A 20,724-nucleotide genomic window follows, 5' to 3' on the forward strand; every position below is an offset into this window, starting at 1 on the left:
ACAGCGTTTCTGGATGGCGGTGGCGAGATGGCCGCCGCCATCCGCAGTTTTGACTGGGCGGCGACGGAGCTCGGTCCGATCGCGGATTGGCCGGTGGCGCTGAAGACGGCCGTCGGCATGATGGTCAACTCGCACTTCCCCAAATGCATCGTCTGGGGCGCGGATCTGGTCACCATCCATAACGACGCCTTCCGGCCCATTCTCGGCGACAAGCCGCCTGCGCTCGGCACGCCGTTCAACCTGGTCTGGCCCGAAGTCTGGGACGAGATCGGCCCGCTGGTCGCCAAAGCCTATGCCGGCGAGGCAACGTTCATCGAAGACTTCCCCTTGACGATCAACCGCTTCGGCCATCCCGAAGAAGCCTGGTTCACCTTCTGCTACAGCCCGATCCGCGACGAGCGCGGCCGCGTTTGTGGCATGATCGACACCGTGATCGAGACGACCGGCAAGATGTTGGCGGAGCGCAATTCGCGGCTTCTCAACGCCGAGCTTGCACACCGGATGAAGAATACGCTGGCCATGATCGCCGCCATCGCCAGCCAGACCTTCCGTTCGGCCGAGACGCTCGACGAGGCGCAGGCGACGCTGAGCGAGCGGATCGCGACGCTGGGCGAGGCTCATTCCATCCTCACCCGCGAAAGCTGGAGCAGCGCGCCGATCCGAAGCGTCGTCGAAGGGGCTCTGGCGCCCCATCGATCCGGAGTCGGCCGGATTCGCGTCGAGGGGCCGCCGGTGCAGCTCGCTGCCGACCAGGCGATGACGCTGGCTCTGGCGATCAACGAACTCGCGACCAATGCGGTGAAATACGGCGCCTTGTCGGTCGAGAATGGCGAGGTTCTCCTCCGCTGGCGGACGGGACGCCCCCAGAGCGAGGACCCCTTTGTCCTGGAATGGTCAGAGAGCGGAGGCCCGCCGGTCGTCAGGCCGCGACGGCAGGGGTTCGGATCACGGCTGGTCGAGCGCGTGATGGCCCAGAAATTTCAGGGCGAGGTCGCGCTCGACTATCGGCCGGAAGGGCTTCGCTACAGCCTCGCCACCACCATGGCGAGCATCGCCCCGCGCGAATGAACCGCTGCGATCACCCACCTTCACCGCTTTCGATTGGCTCATTGCGTCCGAGTGGTTAGGTTCGCGGCTCTCTGCCGTGAACACGGGTGCGACTCCAGCTTATGAACATCCTCTCGATCCAGTCCCATGTCGCCTATGGCCATGTGGGCAACGCCTCAGCGACCTTTCCGATGCAGCGGTTGGGTGTCGACGTCTGGCCGATCCATACGGTGCAGTTCTCGAATCATACGGGCTACGGAAGCTGGAAGGGCCGTGTCTTCGACGGCGGCATGATCGACGAGGTGATGGAGGGTATCGCCGAGCGTGGCGTCCTCTCGCAATGTGACGGCGTTCTCTCCGGCTATATGGGGTCGGCCGATATCGGCCATGCGATCCTCTCGGCCGTGGAGCAGGTTCGCGCTGCCAACCCGAAGGCGCTCTATTGCTGCGATCCCGTGATCGGCGACGTCGGCCGCGGCGTCTTCGTGCGGCCGGGCATCCCCGAATTCATGCGCGAGCAGGCGGTACCGGCCGCCGATATCGTGACGCCGAACCAGTTCGAGCTCGGGCTCCTCACCGACATCGAAATCAAGACGGTTGCCGACGCACACCGGGCGGTCGAGGCACTACGCGACACCGGGCCCAGGGTGGTCCTGGTGACGTCCCTTGAGACCGAGGAGACGCCTGCGGACGCGATCGACCTGATGGCTGCGGACGGGGAGGGCAGTTGGCGCGTGCGCACGCCGCGGCTCGAAGTCAGCATCAACGGCGCCGGCGACGCCATCGCGGCGCTGTTCTTCACCCATTATCTGCGCGACCGTTCGGCGGCCTCCGCCCTCAGCAAGGCGGCGTCCTCGATCTACGGGCTGCTGCGGCGCACCAAGGAGGCGGGCTCGCGCGAAATCCTGACCGTCGCGGCGCAGGACGAGTTCGTCTCGCCCTCGCAGGTCTTCGCGCCGGAAGCGATCTGATCAGCTGGCCATGAAACTGCGCGTCGGCACCTTCAACGTCGAAAACCTGCTGACGCGCCATCGTTTCGAGGCGGGCGGGCGCACTGAGACCGCCGCTGCGATGTCGCTGTTCCATTTCCCGCGCGCCGACGAGCGGGACGCCGTAGAACGTTCTCTGGCGGTGGCGCTGGAAGACGACAAGCGTCAGATGACGGCGCTCGCCATCGCAGAGGCGCAGGCGGATCTATGGATGCTGCAGGAGGTCGATTCGCTCGCCAGCCTCCAGGCCTTCTTCGCCAATTACGTCCACCGCATCGCCGACCATCGTTACGGCCATTTCACGCTCGTCGACGGCAATGACCGGCGCAACATCGACATCGGCTTCGCGGCCCGGCGCGACCTGCTCGGACAGGGGCAGGTCAAGGTGCGTTCGCACAAGGAGCTGACCTTCGCCGAGGCCGGCGTGCACGACCGCGATCTCGCCGCACTCGGCATCGGCGCGCATGGCAAGGTGTTCGCGCGCGACTGCCTGGAGATCGAGCTCAGCCTGGACGGGCGCCGGCTCAGCCTGTTCGGCTGTCATTTCAAGTCGATGAACAATGGTCGCGACGACGGGCGGGCGATGACGCTGCCGGTGCGGCGGGCCGAGGCGCGGGCGGTGCGGTGGCTGATCGAGCAGCGTTTCGGCGGCGGCTGGCGCGAGACGAACTGGATCGTGCTGGGGGATTTGAACGGCTATCGCTACAGCCTGGGACCGCATGCCGTTCCGGTCGACGAAGGGCTAAGCGGCATCGAACCGCTGCTGGACGGTTTCGCGACGGATCCGATGACGACGCTGCCGCCGCATGAGCGCTGGACGCATTTCCGGCGTTACTGGTCCGAGAGCCAGGACAGGCTGATCGACAGCCATATGCCGCTCGACCACATCCTGCTCTCTCCCGCGCTGGCCGCCGCCAATCCCAAGCCGGCGATGCAGATGATCCGGCGCGGCCTGCCGTATCGCGTGCCGCTCGATCCACGCCAGCCGGACCGCTCGATGGCACGGCTGGCGACCTGTGCGGATCGCTATCCGCGCGTCGGCTGGGACCGGCCAAAGGCTTCGGACCACAGCCCGCTCACCATTGATCTCGAAATTCCGGCAGGATGATCCGATGAAACGCCGCTTCGTCACCCTCGACGTCTTCACCACGCGGCGCCATGCCGGCAATCCCCTGGCGATCGTGCTGCAGTCGGAGGGGCTGGACACCGAAGCCATGCAGGCGATCGCACGGGAGTTCAACCTGTCGGAGACGGTCTTCGTCTCGCCGCCGGAAAGGCCGGAGCACCGCGCCTCCGTCCGCATTTTCACGCCGGGCGGCGAGCTGCCTTTCGCGGGGCATCCGACGGTCGGGACCGCGGTCTGGCTGGCACTCACCGACGAGGCCGAAGGGCGGCCCGCCGAACTGCTGGTCCTGGAAGAGAAGGTCGGGCCGGTTTCCTGCGCCGTCGAGGCGAAAGGCAGCCATGCCGGCCATGCCGTCTTCACGCTTCCGCGCCTGCCGGAGCGCTTCGCGCAGCCGGTCGCCGACACGTCGCTGGCCGAGGCACTCGGGCTCGATCCGGCCGATCTCGGTTTCGATGCGCATCGCCCAAGCGCCTTCTCGGCCGGCGTCGCCTATACGCTGGTCCCGCTGGCAAGCCGCGAGGCTGTTGCCAAGGCACGTGTAGCCGGCGCTGCCTTCGAGCGTGCGCTCGCCGCGACGCCGAACGGCAACGCCTTCGTCTATTGCCGCGAGCCGGCCGAGACCGGGCATCACTACCACGCCCGGATGTTCTGGCCGGGATCCGGAATCGTCGAGGACCCTGCGACGGGCAGTGCGGCCGCCGCCTTTGCCGGCGCCGTCATGGCCTACGACCAGCCGGGGGATGGCGACCATCGCCTCGTCATCGAACAGGGCTACGAAATGGGCCGGCCGTCGCAGATCGCGCTCGAGCTCAGCGTCCGCAACGGCGCGCTCGCCTCGGCGCGCATCGGCGGATCGGCGATCGTGGTCAGCGAGGGCGTGCTGCTGTGAACGATGGCGTCGAGAACAGCACGATCGTCCGATTGTCGCGGGTCGAGGCCAGAGTCGAGCCCTACGACTGGGCCTTCGCCCGCGAGAACGCGGCGCTGATCGCGGCGCATTGGGCGGAGATCAGCGCCGGCAAGCCCGCGATGTTCAACGGCCGCGTCATGCTCCAGCATCGCGCCGCGATCCGTGACGGGGTGTTCGAGGCTGGCTATTTCGAGACCGATTATGCGGCTTTCCTGACTTGGCGCGACGTCGGCCACCCAGGCCCGATCATCAGAAACGGCTTCGCCATGGCGGCGCTCCGGGCCAATGACGGGGCCTTCCTCTGCGGCAAGATGGGCGAGCATACCGCCAACGCCGGCAAGGTCTATTTCGCCGCAGGCACGCCCGACCGCGAGGATATGCGCCCGGACCGGACGCTCGACCTGGCCGGCAGCGTCACCCGCGAGCTCGGCGAGGAAACCGGCCTGCGGGTCGACGAGGTCGCGGTTGGCGAGGGGTGGACGGCCCTGATCGAGCCGGGGCGCGTTGCCTTCATGCGCGAGGTCCGCATCGACCTTTCCGCCGAGGCGGCACGGGCCCTGATGCTGGACCGGATGAGCGAACTCGAAGAAGAAGAACTATCCGACATCGTGATCGTGCGGGATCTGGCCGAGACGGAAAAGCACGACATGCCGCCCTTCATGCGCCGCTACCTCGCACATATGTTCGACGGCAAGTGACCCGCCTGCCTTCACGAAAGCACCCCGATGAACTCCGCCGAGACCGCCTATCCCGAAGCCCATTATCCTGAGGCTCTTGCGCTGCCGGCGGAGAACCCGTTCGCGACGCGCTGGGAGACGCCGTTCCGCCTGCCACCCTTCGCTGCGATCAAGCCGGAGCATATCCGCCCGGCCTTCGACGCGGCGCTGGCCAAGCACAAGGCGGAGATCGCGGCGATCGTCGCCGACGAGGCAGAGCCCGATTTCGCCAACACGATCGAGGCGCTGGAACGGGCGGGCCGCGCGCTCAGCCGCGTCGGCGGCGTATTCTACAACCTGACCGGGGCCGATACGAACGAGGCGCTGCAGGCGATCGAGCGCGAGATGTCGCCGATCTCCTCGCGGCACTGGTCGGCGATCATGATGGATGAGGGCCTCTTCGCCCGCGTCGACGCTGTCAATGCCAAGCGCGATGCGCTCGGCCTGAGCCCGGAACAGGCGCGCCTGCTGGAACGAAGCTACAAGGGCTTCGTCCGCGCCGGCGCCAAGCTGAAGCCGGCGGAGAAGAAGCGCCTCGCGGCGATCAACGAGCGGCTGGCCGGGCTGGGAACGCAGTTCAGCCAGAACGTGCTGAAGGACGAATCCTCCTACGCCCTGTTCATCGCGGACGAGGCGGGACTCGCCGGCCTGCCGGAATTCGTGAAGGCCGCGATGGCACGCGCCGCTGCCGATCGCGGCAAGCCGGGCCAGCACGCGGTGACGCTGTCGCGCTCGATCATCGAGCCGTTCCTGACCTTCTCGACCCGCCGCGAGCTGCGCGAGGAAGCCTTCATCGCCTGGAGCAAGCGCGGCGAGAACGGCGGCGACAGCGACAACCGCGCCATCGTCGCCGAGATGGTGAAGCTCAGGGCCGAGAAGGCGACGCTGCTGGGCTATCCGACCTTCGCGCATTTCAAGCTCGACGACGCCATGGCGAAGACGCCGGAGCATGTGCGCGGGCTGCTGGAGCTGGTCTGGAAGCCGGCCAAGGCGCGCGCGGCGCGCGAGGCGGCGGACCTTGCCGCGCTCGCGCAGGACGAGGGCGAGAACGGTCCGATCCGGCCCTGGGACTGGCGTCACTATGCCGAGAAGGTCAGGCAGAAGACCTACGCGCTCGATGAGGCCGTGCTGAAGCAGTATCTTCAACTCGACCGCGTGCGGCAGGCGGCTTTCGACGTGGCGGGGAAGCTGTTCGGGCTTTCCTTCGCCGAGCGGCCGGAGCTTCAGGGCTACCATCCGGACGTGCGCATCTTCGAGGTGACGGAGACCGCGAGCGGGCGCCATATCGGCCTGTTCGTCGGCGACTACTTCGCCCGCGCTTCGAAGCGTTCCGGAGCCTGGATGAGCGCCTTCCGCGGCCAGCGCAAGCTCGACGGCGAGACCCGGCCGATCATCGTCAATGTCTGCAATTTCGCCAAGCCGGCCGAGGGCAAGCCCGCGCTGCTCTCGCTCGACGATGCGCGCACGTTGTTCCACGAGTTCGGCCACGCCTTGCACGGCCTGCTCTCGGACGTGACCTATGGCTCGCTCGCCGGCACGTCGGTCGCGCGCGATTTCGTCGAACTGCCCTCGCAGCTCTACGAGCACTGGTTCTTGACCCGCGAGGTGATGCGCGAATACTGCCACCACGCCGAGACGGGTGAGGCGATCCCGGAAGCGCTGATCGAGAAGATCGAGAAAGCTCAGACGTTCAACCAGGGTTTCGCGACAGTGGAATACACCTCCTCGGCCCTGGTCGATCTCGCTTTCCACTCGCTGGAGGCGCCGGCAGAGGTCGACCCGCTCGCCTTCGAGGCGGCGGAACTCGCCCGCATCGGCATGCCCGCCGAAATCACCATGCGCCATCGCACGCCGCACTTCACCCATGTCTTCTCCGGCGACGGCTATTCGGCCGGCTATTACAGCTATCTCTGGTCGGAGGTGATGGACGCCGACGCCTTCAACGCCTTCACCGAGACGGGCGACGTGTTCTCTCCGGCGATCGCGGAGAGGTTGAAGCGGTACATCTACTCGGCTGGCGACACGCGCGATGCCGAGGAGGCCTACACCTTGTTCCGCGGTCGCCTGCCGACGCCGGATGCACTGCTGGAGAAGCGGGGGCTCGCCGCGTAGCTCCCTCGGCGGTCCGATCGCCGCAGGGGGCATCCGCGCGCTTCGTCATTCCGCGCGGATGTTGCCAGCGAGACGAGCAGGGCGCTGGCGGCTCAGCCCGGATAGCCGAACCTGGCCTTGGCCGCATGGAGCTGGCCCAGCGCCGCCGCCTCGTTGCCGGCAGAGCAGGTCGCGCGGGCCCGGTCGAGATCGGCGGTGGCGCGGTCGTGCACGCCCTTGGTCGTGTGGCCGATGGCGACGTCGTTGTCGAGAACTGCCTGGAAACGGGCGATCTCCCCGGAGCAGCCAGCGCCGGTCGGCATGTGGAAGGTCGAAGGCGTGACGCCGGGATAGGCCTTTTCCGGTGGAGGCGCGGGCGGCGTGGCGACAGATACCGTCTGGCAGGCGCCGAGCAGGAGGCCGGCAAAGGCCGTGGCGAGGATCGGGGACGCGCGCATCGGGAGGCTCCGGCTGTCAGGGTTTCACCATGACCGATTCCATGGCCTGCTCAAAGCCGGCGGGCGTCACTCCTTCTCGGGCATGAAACAGGCGAGGGCAGTGAAGAGGGCCGCCGCGCCGGCCGCGAGCCAGATCGCGTCCAGCCCGATGCGGCCATAGGCGAGAGCGCCTGCGATCGCGCCGCTGAGCAGGCCGAGCCAGAGGATGAAATGGCGCAGGAAGGCGAGCTTCGGTCCGCCGAGCAGGGCGCCGGCGATGCGCTGGCCCATCTTGACCAGCGTTCCCGTCATGTAGGTCAAGCCGATCGTGACCTCGCCGTCGCGCTGGAAGACGCCGTTCTCCGCGCCCATGGCCAGCGCCAGCACACCGGCCCCGGCCATGCTGAAACCCATGCTGTCGAGCGAAGCGGATGTCAGCAGGGCCGCCGTCACGACGGCGAGGACCGAGGCCTTGCGGCGCCTGTGTCCGAAATGCCCGGCGAGCGAACCGCAGACCACACCGAGGACGAAGAGCCCGAGGATCGTTGCGGCAACGGCGATGCCGCCGGCATGACGCCCGGCCAGCTCGATCGCGAAGCGGGTGGTGTTGCCGCTCATGAAGGAGACGAAGAAGCCGCCGAGGCTGAGGAAGCCGAGCGCATCGACGAAGCCGGCAAGCCCGGTCAGGCAGAAGGCGAGCCCGATGGCGGGGCGGTCATAGCGCATCATGGCGCATGTCTCTGGTACGAGGCCGGAGGGAGGGAGGGCGCGACGACCGGCCGAATCACGCCGCGACAGCATAATCCACAGAGGGGGTCTGTCATTTGCCCCGGAGACCACGCGACATATGCTTGCGCTGCGCCTGATGTTCCGGTTACATTCAGTCGTGCCGATTTGAGGAGCGACCGTGGTTTCGACCGCCCGCCATGACCTGACGAAGGACTGCGCCGTTGCGCAGGTCGTCGGCATGCGCGCTCGCGCCTCTCTCTCGCTTCTTGGCCTTCTTCTCCTTAGCTGCCCCTGAGGGCCGGCCGGGCATGCTGCCTGGGCGCTCAGGGGATTGACGAGAACCGCCAATAGAAACCCCGCGCCCCATCATCCGCAGCGGCGCATCGACACCGGAAGAAGACCATGACCAATTCGAACCAGAGCGGCTCCGCCAAAGAGCGCGTGCTGATCTTCGACACCACGCTGCGCGACGGCGAGCAATGCCCCGGCGCCACCATGACCTTCGAGGAGAAGCTGGAGGTTGCCGAGGCTCTCGACGCGATGGGCGTCGACATCATCGAGGCCGGCTTCCCGATCGCATCCGAGGGGGACTTCGAGGCCGTCTCCGAGATCGCCCGCCGCCTGAAGCGCGCCACCGTCGCGGGCCTCGCCCGCGCGATCAGCGCCGACATCGCGCGGGCCGGAGAAGCGGTGCGCCATGCCGCGAAGCCGCGCATCCATACCTTCGTCTCGACCTCGCCGATCCATCTGGAGCACCAGATGCGCAAGACGCAGGAGCAGGTGCTGGAGATCATCGTCGGGACGGTGACGCAGGCCCGCAACCTGGTCGACGACATCGAATGGTCGGCGATGGACGCGACCCGCACCCCGATCGACTATCTCTGCCGCGCGGTCGAGACGGCGATCAAGGCCGGCGCCACCACGATCAATCTGCCGGATACGGTCGGCTACGCCACGCCGGACGAGTATCGTGCGATGTTCAAGGCCGTGCGCGAGCGCGTGCCGAATGCAGACAAGGCGATCTTTTCGGCGCATTGCCACAACGATCTGGGCCTGGCCGTCGCGAATTCGCTGGCGGCGATCGAAGGCGGCGTGCGGCAGGTTGAATGCACGATCAACGGCATCGGCGAGCGCGCGGGCAATGCGGCGCTGGAAGAGATCGTGATGGCGCTGCGCGTCCGCGGCGATGTGCTGCCCTACGAGACGGGAATCGATTCAACCCACCTGATGCGCGTCTCGAAGGCCGTCTCCACCGCATGCTCCTTCCCGGTGCAGTACAACAAGGCGATCGTCGGGCGGAACGCCTTCGCGCATGAGAGCGGCATCCACCAGGACGGCATGCTCAAGAACAACACGACCTACGAGATCATGACCCCGGCCTCGGTCGGCGTGACCAAGACCTCGCTGGTGATGGGCAAGCATTCCGGCCGCGCCGCTTTCCGCTCCAAGCTGAAGGAGATGGGCTACGACCTGGGCGACAACCAGCTCGAGGATGCCTTCACCCGCTTCAAGGCCCTGGCCGACCGCAAGAAGCACGTCTACGACGAGGATATCGAGGCGCTGGTCGACGAGAACATCGCCACCGCCCATGACCGCATCAAGCTGGAGTCGCTGACGGTGATCGCGGGCACGCGCGGCCCGCAGCGCGCGACCATGAAGCTCGATGTCGAAGGCCGCCTCGTCACCGAGGAGGTCGAGGGCAATGGGCCGATCGACGCCATCTTCAACGCCATCAAGGCGATCGTGCCGCATGAGGTGGCGCTGGAGCTCTATGATGTCCACGCCGTGACCGAAGGCACCGACGCGCAGGCCGAAGTGACCGTCCGCCTGTCGCGCGACGGTTCCTCCGTCACCGGCCGCGGTGCCGATCCGGATACGCTGGTCGCCTCCGCCAAGGCCTATCTGGTCGCGCTCAACAAGCTGATCGCGCGCGGAGGGCGCCTGCACGCGCAGGCGGCGGAGTAAAAGAGCTCGCGATTCCGTAGCATCGTCCCGGACGTGCCGCCGCGGCGGCGCGTCCGGGACGACTGCGGTTGCTCGCAAACATCACCGAATCCGGTGGATGACGCCGCGGCGATCTGGCGCGGCCTGCGATCTTGCCCTCATCTGCTGTTCCGGTGCGGTCGCTCCTCCGGCGACCCTGGGGAGCGATCGCGATGGGCTATTTTCCGAACTGGACCCTGAAGACCTCCGGCGATGTGCTGCCGGACGAGAGGCTGCCGACAGGGCAGACGGTCGTCGCCGGCCTGCAGCATGTCGTCGCCATGTTCGGCTCGACGGTGCTGGCGCCGGTGCTGATGGGCTTCGATCCGAACGTGGCGATCTTCTTCTCCGGCGTCGCGACGCTGCTGTTCTTCGTCATCACCCGGGGGCAATTGCCGAGCTATCTCGGCTCCTCGTTCGCCTTCATCGGCGTCGTCATCGCGGCGACCGGCTATGCCGGCTCCGGCCCCAACGCGAACATCGCGGTGGCGCTCGGCGGCATCGTGGCCTGCGGCGTGGTCTACGCGCTGATCGGCCTGATCGTGCAGGCAGTCGGCACCCGCTGGATCGAGGCCCTGCTGCCGCCGGTCGTGACCGGTGCCGTCGTCGCCGCGATCGGCCTCAACCTGACGGCCGTCGCGATCAATATGATCTCTGCCAGCCCCTACACGAAATGGATCGCGCTCTTCACCGTGGTGGCGGTCGCGCTGGTCGCGGTCTACGGGCGCGGACTGCCGCAGCGGCTGCCGGTGCTGATCGGTGGGCTTGCGGCTTATGTCCTTTATGCGGTGACGGCGCCGAGCTTCGGCGCGCCCGCCGTCGACTTCGCCAAGATCGGCGCCGCCGCCTGGTTCGGCCTGCCGCATTTCGTGGCGCCGGTGTTCGAGATAAAGGCGATCACGCTGATCGTGCCGGTCGCGATCATCCTCGTCGCGGAGAATCTCGGGCACATCAAGGGCATCTCGGTGATGACCGGGCGCAATTTCGACCATCTGATCGGCCGGGGCTTCTTCGCCGACGGGCTCGGCACGATCATCGCCGGCGCCGGCGGCGGCACGGGCGTCACCACCTATGCCGAGAACATGGGCGTGATGGCGGTGACGCGGGTCTATTCGACGCTGGTCTTCGTCGCCGCCGGCATCATTGCCGTCCTGCTCGGCTTCTCGCCGAAATTCGGCGCGGTGATCGGGACAATCCCGGTCGCGGTGCTGGGCGGCCTGGCGGTCGTCGTCTTCGGCCTGATCGCCGCGACTGCCGGCCGGATCTGGGTGGAGAACAAGGTCGACTTCTCGCAGCCGAAGAACCTGATCACCGTCGCCACGGCGCTGATCCTCGGCGCTGGCGACCTCAAGCTGCCGATCTTCGGCTATGAACTCGGCGGAATCGGCACGGCGACCTTCGGCGCGATCGCGCTCTATCACCTGCTCAATCGCCGCCCGGCCTGAGGAGCGGCCGACGCGCCGTGGAAATCCTGCGGCGCTGCAAAATTTCTGTCATGGATGGGTGGACAGGGCAGGGGGCGTTTGCTACACGCCCCCTGCCTGACGCGGCCGACACCGCCGCGACGGCGACGCTTCGTGGCGTATGGGTGATTAGCTCAGTTGGTAGAGCAGCTGACTCTTAATCAGCGGGTCGTAGGTTCGAGCCCTACATCACCCACCACGACTTCCTTCAGACAATCGATTTGCTGAGCGGAACGACCGGACAGGTACCGCGATCACGCGGCTTGTGGTCGGCCGTCCCGTCGTCCCCGGGACGTCATCGGCCTCACCGAGCGGCCACCAGAGCCGCGATCAGGCCCGAGACGCCGTTGATCAGGATGAACTGATTGTCGACGCGAACCTAGCGCTGTCCGGGAGCCGGCGCACGCAGATGGTAGCGATGATAATCGGTGACATAGTTCCGGCGGTAATGCGAAGGAAGCGCGTGGCCGCGCGCCCAGCGATGCTTCTTGACCACCACGATCTTCTTGGTGACGACGTGCTTCTGCACGTGGGTCGAACCGCGATGCGGAGAGTGATAAGGTTGAGCGAAGGAAACAGCGGGCATCGCGAGAAGCGAAGCGCCAATGATTCCCGCGGAAATGAGCTTTTTCATAATGTAATTCCTTTCTTTCGACGTAACAAATCTGCGGTTTGATAATTGAATGGTGGCTGAACAGCTTGATTAAATCTCTGTAATGCTGCCGTAAGCTTCCGTTCTCCGCGCCGGATCGGTCTTTGTGATGCGTGCCGCTCCGGATAGGAAGCAAGGCATCGCCGGCCGGATCGACAGGGCGCTGGACGCCACGGCCGTTTCGGCGTCTTCTCGAATGGCTATCCCGGAGGGCAAGCTTGGATATCGATCTGCTTCTGCGACTGATCGCGGGACTGGCAGCCGGTGTCGCGGTGGGCTGGCAGAGAACCCTGCGTCGCAAGAATGTCGGCATCCGGACATTTGGACTGGTCGGCCTGGGGACGGCCACTGCCGCCTGCCTTTTCAGCGAGAGCCTCTTTCCCGATGCGGCGAGCCGTGTGGTGCAGGGCGTGCTGACCGGGATCGGCTTTCTCGGGGCCGGGCTGATCGTGCGGCGCGGCGACGACGTCAATCCGCACGGCCTCACGACAGCTGCCGCGATCTGGGTCACCGCCGCCCTGGGCTGCGCGGCGGGTCTCGGCCATTGGGCGGTCGTCGCGACGGCGACCGCTCTGGCGATCGGCCTGCTGATGCTCGATCACTCGCTCGAGCACTGGCTTCAGAAGCGCTATCCGCCCGCTCAGGATTCCGCCGACACGCCGAATTCCGACTAGGGCCGGTGGCGAACCTTCGGCGCAGTGCAGCGTTGCTGGGGCAGGAGGTTCAGTTTGCCCATGATGATCGCTGCAGAGGAATGGCGCGCAGGCCCGGGTCAGGCTCCGGCGGTTCCCGACCCGCCGCCGGAGGCGCCGCCGCTGACGCCCGGCGAGGTCTCGCCCGTTCCACCGATCGAATCGCCACCCGATGAGGAGCCGCAGGGCATCCCCACCGAACCGCCGCAAGAATTGCCGCCCAACGTGCCGCCCGAGGCGCCGCCAGCCACGCCGATCGATCTGCCGCCGGCGCGTGATCCGCGCGAGCCTCAGGAGTGATCCGGGCGCGGACCGGTGTCTCGATCGTCAGAAGACGTAGCCGACGCGCACGCCGTAATTGGTGATGCCGGGATTGTCGTGGCACAGCCCGGCGTTCGACATGTGCTCGACGGTCGCCATCACGCTCCAGTTCGGGCTGAATCGGTATCCGAGAGAGGCGGATTCGCGGAACAGCGGCGAGCAGCCCAGCGAAATCCGGTCTGCCGGAACGAAGCGGGACGTCTTGCCGTTGTGGAAACCGGCGCCAGCGCTGACTTCGGCGAAGAGCTTGTCGGTGAAGTCATAGGTCCAGGTGAAGCCGGCATAGACCGAACTCGTGTCGCCCACGGTGTTGATCGTCGTGCCCAGGTGAATGCGGGGCACGAGGAACGCCATCACCGGGTTTGCCGGCTGGATCGGTTTCACGAAGAGAAGTTCGAGATTGACGTCGGCGCTGCCGTTCTCGCGCCCGGCCGGGTTGTGAGCCAGCACGCCGCCGCGCAGTTCAGAAATCAGGCCAACGCCCAGGGTTGGAGGGGCATAGGCCAGCGGCGCGGTGAGATCGGCGGCGCTGGCCTCACAGGCGAGCACTCCGGCCACCATCAGGAGCGCGACGCCGAGAGACAACTGCAAAGGTCGCATGAGCCGAATCTCCGCTTCGATTCGCCATGGTTAACGAATCCTGCCTTCGCAGCATCGTCAAAAGATGGTTTGCGATGTCTTAAGATTGCGCATGGTGAGCGATTTGTCCGCAGGGTCGGGCTTGCTCGGCGAAGCGCCAGGCCATCCCGGATAACCGGGATGGCCTGGACAGAATGACTGCGTCACAGCGCGGGCGCATCACCCGTGCCGATATCCCAATAGAGGCCGGCCATCGCGGTCAGCCCTTCGCGCGCGATGGCGACAGGCAGGTGCTCATCGGGCGCATGTTGCTGGCAGCCCGGATAGGAGTGCGGTACCCAGATGGTGCGCAGCTTCAGCACCTCGGCGAAGATGTCGTTCGGCAAGGAACCGCCGAGATTGGGTAGTAGCGCCGGCTTCTTGCCCGTGCTCTTCGCGATCGAATCGATGGTGAACTGGACCCATGCGTCGTCGGGGTCGAGCCGCGTCGCGCCGAAGCGCTCGGTGCCGGGTGTGACGATCTCGACCATGGGGAAGCCGTGGCGGTCGAGATGGCGGCGCAGCGCCGGGATGACGTCATGCGGGTCAATGCCGACGACGAAACGCAGGCCGCAGCGGGCCCAGGCGCTCGGCGGAACGGCGTTGACCGGCGTCTCGGGCACGCCGGACTTCATCGCCAGCACATCGAAGGAGCACCAGCCGAAGACCTGCTCCGCGGGGGAGAGGCCGGCCTCGCCCCAGTTCGGGTCGATGGTCGGGCCATCGGGGCCGCCATCGACCTCGCAATCGGCAAGTGCGCGCCGCACCGAGGCAGGCAATTCCTTCGGGACCCATTCATGGATGCGGATCTGGCCGGTGGGGGAGGTGATCGAGGCGATGGCGTGGACGAGCTGGATCGCCGGATCCGAGAGCAGGCCGCCCCAGTTGCCGGAATGATGGCCGGCGTCGCGGGCGTCGATCCGCAGGTCGAAGGTTATGACGCCGCGGGCGCCGAGAAAGACGGTCGGGCGCTCGGCGTTGAGGCGGGGGCCGTCCGACGCGATCAGGATATCGGCCTTGAGCAGCTCGGCTTCGTCGGCGCAGAGCTCGCGCAGGCCGGGCGAGCCGGATTCCTCGCCCATCTCGATCAGGTATTTTGCGTTGAAGCCGAGCTTGCCGCGCGTCTCGAGCACAGCGCGCAGGCCGTTCAGGTTGATCAGGTGCTGGCCCTTGTTGTCGACCACGCCGCGGCCGTACCAGCGGCCGTTCTTCTCGACCAGCTTCCAGGGCGAGAGGCCTTCGCTCCACTGCGCGTCGAGGCCGCGGATGACGTCGCCATGGCCGTAGCCGAGGATGGTCGGCAGGGCCGGGTCCTCGATGCGCTCGGCATAGAGGAAGGGGCCCTTGGCCTTGGGATGGTTCAGGAGGCGGCAGGTGAAGCCGAGCGTCTCCAGCAGCGGGCGCATCTCGAGATCGAGATATTCGGAGAGGACCGGGGCACGATCGGGATTCTGGCTCTCGCTCGGCATCGCAACGAGGCGGCCGAGGTCGCTCTTCATGCGGCCTGAATCGAAATAGTCCTGTGCGGTCGCGATCGCCTGCGCGCGGGTCATTCTGGTCTTCTCCCGGATTCGAGCCCGGCACAGTGCCGGTGGACGCGAGGATGCGCCAGTGCCAAGAGAGCGGGATGCGCCATGCCGGACGATCAGGGCACCTGCGGCGGCGGCTTCCGGGATCTCGCTTCGTCACCCATGACTTTCGTTCCGCATCCTCACCAGCTCGTCGCGCGCGACGCCATTCTCGCCGCGCGGACCAAGGGCGCGGCCGGCTTCCTGCTCGGCGACCTCACGGGCCTCGGCAAGACGCTCTCGGCCTGGCTCGCGCTTTCGGCCATGCCGGAGGAGGAGGTGCTGGTGATTTGCCCGAAGGGCGCGATCCCGCAGTGGCGGCGCACCATGGCGCTCTCCGGCCTGCCGGCGAAGCGGGTGACGCTGATGAACTTCGAGAAGACCAAGTCGCTGCTCGCCCCGCCGGCCGACTCGAAGAAGCGTTCGGCGCGAGCGAAGAACAACGAACTCGCCAAGCTCGGCACGCCGAAGCGGGTCTGGCCGCTGGTGGTGATCGACGAGGCGCATCGCATCCGCAACCCGTATTCGCAGCAGGGGCTGGTCTGCCGCCAGATGGCGGCGCGTGCCGATTTCACGATCTATATGAGCGCGACGGCCGGCCAGTCGCCGCACGAACTCTCCTATCTTGCGCCGCTGCTGGCGAAGGCGGCGGGCATGCCGAGCGCCGATCTTGATGGCTTCCGGACGCTGATGAAGCGACTGAAGATCGGCAAGGCCAAGGGGCGCTGGAAGAACTGGAGCTGGGAGCCGAACGAGGCCGACCGCAAGGCGATGGCGGCTCTGCTCTATCGCGGCCAGCACGCTATCGGCCTGCGGCGCCGACCGGAGGAGATCGCGGGCTGGCCGGAGGTGCAGCGCGAGCTGGCGCCGGTCGGGCTCGATGTACCGTCCCGCAAGCTCTACGAGGCGACCTGGCGCGAGTTCCGCAAGGAGCTGGGGCTCGCCGGCGGCTCGACGCGCAAGCCGCAAGGCTGGGCCGCCGATCTGCGCTTCCGCCAGAAGGCGAGCCTGCTGCGTATCCCCGGTACCGCCGACTTCTGCGAGGACCTGCTCGGCAACGACGAGCAGGTCGCGATCTCCGTCGCCTTCCTGGAAACCAGCGCCATGCTGGCGGAAACCTTGCGTGCGCGCGGCTGGCGCGTCGGCGAGATCAACGGCGAGCGCTCCGGGGCACAGAACGAGGAGACCCGCATCGCCTTCCAGACCGGGACGCTCGACGCGGTGATCTTCACCGTGACCGAGTCGATCTCGCTGCATCGCGGCGAGATGCCGGGCGGCGAGCGGGAGAGGGGGCTGGTCATCCACGACATGCGCCATAGCGCCATCCAGCTGCAGCAGATCGAGGGCCGCTGCCATCGCGACGGCCAGCACGCGACGATCTTCTATGCCTATGCCGAGGACAGCGTTGAGGAGGCCATCGCCGCGACCGTCATCCAGCGCATGGCGGCGATGGAAGGGCTGGCGGGCGACGACACGCGGATGCTGGAGGCGATTGCGCAGATCGTCGAGGGGCGGGCGGCATCCTGAGCCTGCAGGCGCGCCGTCAGTTGCGGGCGCGCTCGCCCAGATCCCTGGCTCCTTCCACCGAAGACTGGGTCAGCCGCACGATGCTGTTCCAGGCGTCGCGCGTATAGGCGCCCTGATGCACGACGGCGTCGTAGCCGACGATCAGCACGATGACGAGCAGAAGCACGCGGAACATCGAAAAGTCACTCCCTCCGGATCTGCCGACCAACGGCGATCCGGCAACCGCGGTTCCCGGGCATGGAAGGGAACTTGCGGTCGGCTCCATTGTTTTGTTAGAACAAAACGCGAACAAAGAGACATGACATGAGCCGGCTCACAACGCTCGAAAAGCTGGAGATCCTCAGCGATGCGGCAAAATACGATGCCTCCTGCGCATCGAGCAGCACGACCCTGCGCAATTCCCGTGACGGCAGGGGCCTCGGTTCCACGACCGGGGCCGGCATCTGTCATTCCTATGCACCCGACGGGCGGTGCATTTCTCTGCTCAAGATCCTGCTGACCAATTTCTGCAGCTTCGATTGCGTGTTCTGCATCAATCGTTCGTCGAGCAATGTTCGTCGCGCCCGTTTTTCGGTCGATGAAGTGGTGAAGCTCACGCTGGACTTCTACCGGCGCAACTACATCGAGGGGCTGTTCCTGTCCTCGGGCATCATCCGTTCGCCCGATTACACCATGGCCGAGATCGTGCGCGTCGCCGAGGCGCTGCGGCTGCAGCACGGCTTTCGGGGCTATATCCACCTCAAGCTGATACCGGGCGCGTCCCAGGACCTGATCGAGCAGGCCGGCCGCTTCGCCGATCGCGTTTCCGTCAATGTCGAGCTGCCCAGCGAGGCGACGCTCGCCCGTTTCGCACCCGAGAAGAGCCCCGTCGCCATCCGCAGCGCGATGGGAGGCCTCAGGCTGAAGATCGACGAGGCGCAGGAGGCGCGGGAGGCGAGCAGGAAGGCCCCGGTTTTCGCGCCGGCGGGGCAGAGCACACAGATGATCGTTGGTGCCGATGATGCGACCGATGGCGCGATTCTGCGACGCAGTGCCCTGCTGTATGGCAGCTACGGGCTCAAGCGGGTCTACTATTCCGCCTTTAGCCCGATCCCCGACGCGTCGCGGCAACTGCCTGTCGCCGCTGCGCCGCTCATGCGCGAGCATCGGCTCTACCAGGCGGACTGGCTGACGCGCTTCTATGGCTTCGAGACCGAAGAGATCATCGCCCCGGGCGAGATGCTCGACCTTGATGTCGATCCGAAGCTGGCATGGGCGCTGCGGCATCGGGGGCGTTTCCCGGTCGACGTCAACCGGGCCGATCGGGAATCGCTGTTGCGCGTGCCGGGGCTGGGAACGCGCAGCGTCGATCGCATCCTCGCCTCGCGGCGCTTCCGCACGCTGCGGCTCGAGGATGTCGGCCGGCTGACGCGCTCGCTGCGCGTCGCCCGGCACTTCCTGACGGCAGCGGGCTGGTCTCCCGGGAAGGGCCTGGACGAACCGATGCTGAAGGCACGACTCACGCCGCGGCCGCAGCAACTGAGCCTGTTCGCATGATCGCCGTGCGGCTTTCAGGGCCTGCCGACTTTGCGGGCTGGCGCTCCGAGGCGCGCCGGCTCGCCTCGGAGGGCGTGGCGCCGTGCGATGTCGCATGGCGGTTGGGAGCCGAGGCGGACGATTTGTTCGCGAGCGGTGGCGCGAAGGCTGGTTTGCCCGACCCGGCCGGCGGCCAGCTGACGGTGCCGCGAGGCTTCCTGGAACTGGCGGAGACGGTCATCTGCCATAGCGACGCGGGCCGGTTCACGCTGCTCTACCGCATGCTGCTGCGCCTGCAGCGGGAGCCGGCACTCCTCGCCGACAAGGTCGACTCGGATGTGGCCCGGACGGAGGCGATGGCACGTTCGGTCCGGCGCGATCTCCACAAGATGACGGCCTTCGTCCGCTTCCGGGCGGTGGCCGGTGCCGGCCGGGAGGGTCCGTTCGTCGCCTGGTTCGAGCCCGAGCATTTCATCCTGGAGCGCGCGGCCAGCTTCTTCACCGAGCGCTTCGCCACGATGTGCTGGTCTATCCTGACGCCGCAGGGCTCGCTGCATTGGGACGGTGCCCTGCTTCGGATGGGCCCGCCTGCGCATCGCTCGGATATCCCCGATGACGATCGCATGGAGGACTACTGGCGAACCTATTATGCGGGCATCTTCAACCCGGCTCGCCTCAAGGTTTCCGCGATGAAGAAGGAGATGCCGGTACGATACTGGCGGAACCTTCCGGAGGCCGCGTTGATTGGTCCCTTGATCGCCGGCGCGGGCCGGCGCGCGGAGGGCATGATCATGCAGCCACCGACCGAGCCTCCCGAACGACACCTGCGCGCCCGGCAACGCACGGAGGTCGCCGAAGACCCGGCGACAGAGAGCTTCGAGGGCTGGCGGGACGCCGCGACGGCGGCGCGTGACTGCCACCGCTGCGATCTCTGCCGCAATGCGACCCAGACCGTCTTCGGCGAAGGGCCGCTCGATGCTCCCGTCATCTTCGTGGGCGAGCAGCCGGGCGATCAGGAGGATCTGGCCGGCAAGCCTTTCGTCGGACCGGCCGGGCAGATGTTCGACCGTGCGCTCGCGGAAGCGGGTCTCGACCGGCGACGAGCCTATGTCACCAATGCGGTGAAGCACTTCAAGTTCAGCCTGCGGGGCAAGCGCCGCATCCATGAAAAGCCGAATGCCGGGGAAATCAAGGCTTGCCGGTTCTGGCTCGATCTCGAGCTGCGGTTCATCCGGCCGGGGCTGGTGGTGGCGCTGGGGGCGACCGCTCTGCGGGCTCTCGTCGGGCATGCCGGTTCGCTGGCCCAGGCACGCGATCGCGACCTTGCTCTGGACGACGGAACGCCCCTTCTCGCAACGGTGCACCCATCATTTCTGCTGCGCGTACCGGACGAGGCGGCCAAGCGGCGCGAATATGCCCGCTTCGTCGCCGATCTCGAGCGCGTGGGCGCGCGAATGCCGGCATCGAGGCTCGACCGGGCGGCATGATGCTGAGCTTCGGGCCGGGCGGGCGTGCGCAGTGGGCCTCCGCTGCCGGTTCTCGTTCTCGCCCTAGCGGGGTCGGGACGGCAGCAGCTCCCTCAGCCTCAGCAGGGTGATCGTCTCCACCTGCTCGAGGGCGGCCGCGAATTCCCGCTCCGGCGCGTGCTGCAGGCGCTCCTCGAAGGCGGCAAGTATGGCGGCCTTGCTCGCCCCCTTCACCGCCATGATGAAGGGGATGCCGAAACGCGCCTTATAGGCGTCGTTCAAGGCGGTGAACCGGGCGCGCTCGTCGCTGCTGAGGCGGTCGAGCCCGGCGGAGGCCTGTTCCTGCGTCGATTCCTCGGTCAGCTCGCCTGCGGCGGCGAGCTTGCCGGCAAGATCGGGATGGGCGTTGAGCAAGGTCCTCTGCTTCTCGGCCGGGGCGCTGCGCATGACGGCTGCCATCGCGGCGTGAAGCCCCTCGGCGCTGTCCTGCGGCGCCCCGATTCCGGCATCGTAGGCCGCTTCGGCAATCCATGGGGAATTTTCCCAGACCTTGCCGAAGACCTCGACGAAAAGCGCCTTCGGCAAGCTGGAAGGCTGGTAGCCGCCTGCAGGCGGATGCGTCCTGACCCAATGGCGGGCGATGTCGAGCCGGGTCGCGACCCAGACCCTGTCGTGACCTTTCACGTAGTCGAGGAAGCGGGCAAGGGCGGCGGCGCGGCCGGGCCGCCCGACGAGGCGGCAATGCAGGCCGACCGACATCATCTTCGGCGCGGTCTCGCCCTCGGCATAGAGCGTGTCGAACGAGTCCTTGAGATAGGTGAAGAACTGCTCGCCGGTGTTGAAGCCCTGCGGCGTGGCGAAGCGCATGTCGTTG

20 protein-coding genes and 1 tRNA gene are annotated in these 20,724 nt (G+C 66.9%); 14 read left to right on the top strand and 7 right to left on the bottom strand.

Annotation, left to right across the window (positions count from 1 at the left end):
• Positions 1 to 27: 27 nt before the first annotated feature.
• The 6 genes from BGO20_RS18035 to BGO20_RS18060 all read left to right on the top strand — a co-directional run bounded on the left by BGO20_RS18035 (position 28) and on the right by BGO20_RS18060 (position 6,900).
• Positions 28 to 1,068 (top strand): sensor histidine kinase, encoded by a 1,041-nt coding sequence (locus tag BGO20_RS18035; protein WP_291660601.1) that lies wholly within the window; start codon positions 28 to 30, stop codon positions 1,066 to 1,068.
• A 101-nt stretch (positions 1,069 to 1,169) separates the two neighbouring features.
• Complete coding sequence (pdxY, locus tag BGO20_RS18040; protein ID WP_291660861.1) at positions 1,170 to 2,018, top strand: pyridoxal kinase PdxY; 849 nt, start codon at positions 1,170 to 1,172, stop codon at positions 2,016 to 2,018.
• Positions 2,019 to 2,028: 10 nt separating this feature from the next.
• A complete protein-coding gene (locus BGO20_RS18045; RefSeq protein WP_291660602.1) occupies positions 2,029 to 3,144 on the top strand; it encodes an endonuclease/exonuclease/phosphatase family protein in 1,116 nt (371 codons plus the stop codon).
• Positions 3,145 to 3,148: 4 nt separating this feature from the next.
• Positions 3,149 to 4,051 carry a PhzF family phenazine biosynthesis protein gene (locus tag BGO20_RS18050; RefSeq protein ID WP_291660604.1) on the top strand — a complete coding sequence of 301 codons (903 nt, stop codon included), beginning with the start codon at positions 3,149 to 3,151 and terminating at the stop codon, positions 4,049 to 4,051.
• Positions 4,048 to 4,770 (top strand): NUDIX hydrolase, encoded by a 723-nt coding sequence (locus BGO20_RS18055; protein ID WP_291660605.1) that lies wholly within the window; start codon positions 4,048 to 4,050, stop codon positions 4,768 to 4,770. Before BGO20_RS18050 ends, BGO20_RS18055 begins: the two co-directional genes overlap by 4 nt.
• A 27-nt stretch (positions 4,771 to 4,797) precedes the next feature.
• Positions 4,798 to 6,900, top strand: coding sequence for a M3 family metallopeptidase (locus BGO20_RS18060; RefSeq protein ID WP_291660606.1), 2,103 nt, complete (start codon positions 4,798 to 4,800; stop codon positions 6,898 to 6,900).
• Between the two features lie 92 nt (positions 6,901 to 6,992).
• On the opposite strand, the gene BGO20_RS18065 is transcribed toward BGO20_RS18060, so the two are convergent.
• Entirely contained in the window at positions 6,993 to 7,337 is a 345-nt protein-coding gene (locus BGO20_RS18065) for a YajG family lipoprotein (protein ID WP_291660608.1), read from the bottom strand.
• 66 nt (positions 7,338 to 7,403) lie between these two features.
• Complete coding sequence (locus BGO20_RS18070) at positions 7,404 to 8,045, bottom strand: YoaK family protein (RefSeq protein WP_291660609.1); 642 nt, start codon at positions 8,043 to 8,045, stop codon at positions 7,404 to 7,406.
• Between the two features lie 402 nt (positions 8,046 to 8,447).
• On the opposite strand from BGO20_RS18070, the gene BGO20_RS18075 reads away from it, so the two are divergent.
• The 3 genes from BGO20_RS18075 (at position 8,448) to BGO20_RS18085 (ending at position 11,690) form a co-directional block, all read left to right on the top strand.
• The gene (locus BGO20_RS18075) at positions 8,448 to 10,010 is read left to right on the top strand and encodes a 2-isopropylmalate synthase (protein WP_291660610.1); all 1,563 of its coding nucleotides are present in this window, start codon (positions 8,448 to 8,450) and stop codon (positions 10,008 to 10,010) included.
• A 191-nt stretch (positions 10,011 to 10,201) separates the two neighbouring features.
• Complete coding sequence (locus BGO20_RS18080; protein ID WP_291660611.1) at positions 10,202 to 11,473, top strand: solute carrier family 23 protein; 1,272 nt, start codon at positions 10,202 to 10,204, stop codon at positions 11,471 to 11,473.
• A gap of 141 nt (positions 11,474 to 11,614) precedes the next feature.
• Positions 11,615 to 11,690 (top strand) — tRNA-Lys (locus tag BGO20_RS18085).
• Between the two features lie 180 nt (positions 11,691 to 11,870).
• On the opposite strand, the gene BGO20_RS18090 is transcribed toward BGO20_RS18085, so the two are convergent.
• Complete coding sequence (locus BGO20_RS18090) at positions 11,871 to 12,125, bottom strand: RcnB family protein (protein WP_291660612.1); 255 nt, start codon at positions 12,123 to 12,125, stop codon at positions 11,871 to 11,873.
• 236 nt (positions 12,126 to 12,361) lie between these two features.
• Here BGO20_RS18090 and BGO20_RS18095 point away from each other — a divergent pair, with 236 nt between their 5' ends.
• Both BGO20_RS18095 and BGO20_RS18100 read left to right on the top strand, forming a co-directional pair.
• Positions 12,362 to 12,817, top strand: coding sequence for an MgtC/SapB family protein (locus BGO20_RS18095; RefSeq protein ID WP_291660614.1), 456 nt, complete (start codon positions 12,362 to 12,364; stop codon positions 12,815 to 12,817).
• Positions 12,818 to 12,877: 60 nt separating this feature from the next.
• A complete protein-coding gene (locus tag BGO20_RS18100) occupies positions 12,878 to 13,135 on the top strand; it encodes a hypothetical protein (protein WP_291660615.1) in 258 nt (85 codons plus the stop codon).
• 27 nt (positions 13,136 to 13,162) lie between these two features.
• Here the strand turns inward: BGO20_RS18100 and BGO20_RS18105 are convergent, their stop codons facing one another.
• Positions 13,163 to 13,756: an acyloxyacyl hydrolase gene (locus tag BGO20_RS18105; RefSeq protein ID WP_291660616.1), complete on the bottom strand. Its 594-nt coding sequence runs from the start codon at positions 13,754 to 13,756 to the stop codon at positions 13,163 to 13,165.
• A 182-nt stretch (positions 13,757 to 13,938) separates the two neighbouring features.
• Positions 13,939 to 15,327 (bottom strand): M20 family metallopeptidase, encoded by a 1,389-nt coding sequence (locus tag BGO20_RS18110; RefSeq protein ID WP_291660617.1) that lies wholly within the window; start codon positions 15,325 to 15,327, stop codon positions 13,939 to 13,941.
• Between the two features lie 81 nt (positions 15,328 to 15,408).
• Between BGO20_RS18110 and BGO20_RS18115 the strand changes: the two genes are divergently transcribed.
• Positions 15,409 to 16,869: an SNF2-related protein gene (locus tag BGO20_RS18115; protein ID WP_291660618.1), complete on the top strand. Its 1,461-nt coding sequence runs from the start codon at positions 15,409 to 15,411 to the stop codon at positions 16,867 to 16,869.
• Positions 16,870 to 16,885: 16 nt separating this feature from the next.
• Here the strand turns inward: BGO20_RS18115 and BGO20_RS18120 are convergent, their stop codons facing one another.
• On the bottom strand, positions 16,886 to 17,044 hold the full coding sequence (locus BGO20_RS18120; protein ID WP_291660620.1) for a hypothetical protein: 159 nt from the start codon (positions 17,042 to 17,044) through the stop codon (positions 16,886 to 16,888).
• A 128-nt stretch (positions 17,045 to 17,172) separates the two neighbouring features.
• Here BGO20_RS18120 and BGO20_RS18125 point away from each other — a divergent pair, with 128 nt between their 5' ends.
• Positions 17,173 to 18,405, top strand: coding sequence for a putative DNA modification/repair radical SAM protein (locus tag BGO20_RS18125; protein WP_291660621.1), 1,233 nt, complete (start codon positions 17,173 to 17,175; stop codon positions 18,403 to 18,405).
• Positions 18,402 to 19,871 (top strand): UdgX family uracil-DNA binding protein, encoded by a 1,470-nt coding sequence (locus tag BGO20_RS18130; RefSeq protein ID WP_291660622.1) that lies wholly within the window; start codon positions 18,402 to 18,404, stop codon positions 19,869 to 19,871. The genes BGO20_RS18125 and BGO20_RS18130 overlap by 4 nt, the downstream gene beginning before the upstream one ends.
• A 63-nt stretch (positions 19,872 to 19,934) precedes the next feature.
• On the opposite strand, the gene uraD is transcribed toward BGO20_RS18130, so the two are convergent.
• Positions 19,935 to 20,724, bottom strand: a 790-nt coding sequence (uraD, locus tag BGO20_RS18135; protein ID WP_299858510.1) for a 2-oxo-4-hydroxy-4-carboxy-5-ureidoimidazoline decarboxylase, incomplete at its 5' end; no start/stop codon positions are given.

The sequence above is a fragment of the Allobosea sp. 67-29 genome, assembly GCF_001898115.1.
Taxonomy (GTDB): domain Bacteria; phylum Pseudomonadota; class Alphaproteobacteria; order Rhizobiales; family Beijerinckiaceae; genus Allobosea.

Coding starts and splice junctions, on each gene's coding strand:
- BGO20_RS18065 (WP_291660608.1), bottom strand. CDS start 7,337: ATGCGCGCGTCCCCGATCCTCGCCACGGCCTTTGCCGGCCTCCTGCTC.
- pdxY (WP_291660861.1), top strand. CDS start 1,170: ATGAACATCCTCTCGATCCAGTCCCATGTCGCCTATGGCCATGTGGGC.
- BGO20_RS18105 (WP_291660616.1), bottom strand. CDS start 13,756: ATGCGACCTTTGCAGTTGTCTCTCGGCGTCGCGCTCCTGATGGTGGCC.
- BGO20_RS18115 (WP_291660618.1), top strand. CDS start 15,409: ATGCCGGACGATCAGGGCACCTGCGGCGGCGGCTTCCGGGATCTCGCT.
- BGO20_RS18110 (WP_291660617.1), bottom strand. CDS start 15,327: ATGACCCGCGCGCAGGCGATCGCGACCGCACAGGACTATTTCGATTCA.
- BGO20_RS18075 (WP_291660610.1), top strand. CDS start 8,448: ATGACCAATTCGAACCAGAGCGGCTCCGCCAAAGAGCGCGTGCTGATC.
- BGO20_RS18060 (WP_291660606.1), top strand. CDS start 4,798: ATGAACTCCGCCGAGACCGCCTATCCCGAAGCCCATTATCCTGAGGCT.
- BGO20_RS18120 (WP_291660620.1), bottom strand. CDS start 17,044: ATGTTCCGCGTGCTTCTGCTCGTCATCGTGCTGATCGTCGGCTACGAC.
- BGO20_RS18070 (WP_291660609.1), bottom strand. CDS start 8,045: ATGATGCGCTATGACCGCCCCGCCATCGGGCTCGCCTTCTGCCTGACC.
- BGO20_RS18125 (WP_291660621.1), top strand. CDS start 17,173: ATGAGCCGGCTCACAACGCTCGAAAAGCTGGAGATCCTCAGCGATGCG.
- BGO20_RS18100 (WP_291660615.1), top strand. CDS start 12,878: ATGATGATCGCTGCAGAGGAATGGCGCGCAGGCCCGGGTCAGGCTCCG.
- BGO20_RS18045 (WP_291660602.1), top strand. CDS start 2,029: ATGAAACTGCGCGTCGGCACCTTCAACGTCGAAAACCTGCTGACGCGC.
- BGO20_RS18090 (WP_291660612.1), bottom strand. CDS start 12,125: ATGAAAAAGCTCATTTCCGCGGGAATCATTGGCGCTTCGCTTCTCGCG.
- BGO20_RS18035 (WP_291660601.1), top strand. CDS start 28: ATGGCCGCCGCCATCCGCAGTTTTGACTGGGCGGCGACGGAGCTCGGT.
- BGO20_RS18050 (WP_291660604.1), top strand. CDS start 3,149: ATGAAACGCCGCTTCGTCACCCTCGACGTCTTCACCACGCGGCGCCAT.
- BGO20_RS18080 (WP_291660611.1), top strand. CDS start 10,202: ATGGGCTATTTTCCGAACTGGACCCTGAAGACCTCCGGCGATGTGCTG.
- BGO20_RS18130 (WP_291660622.1), top strand. CDS start 18,402: ATGATCGCCGTGCGGCTTTCAGGGCCTGCCGACTTTGCGGGCTGGCGC.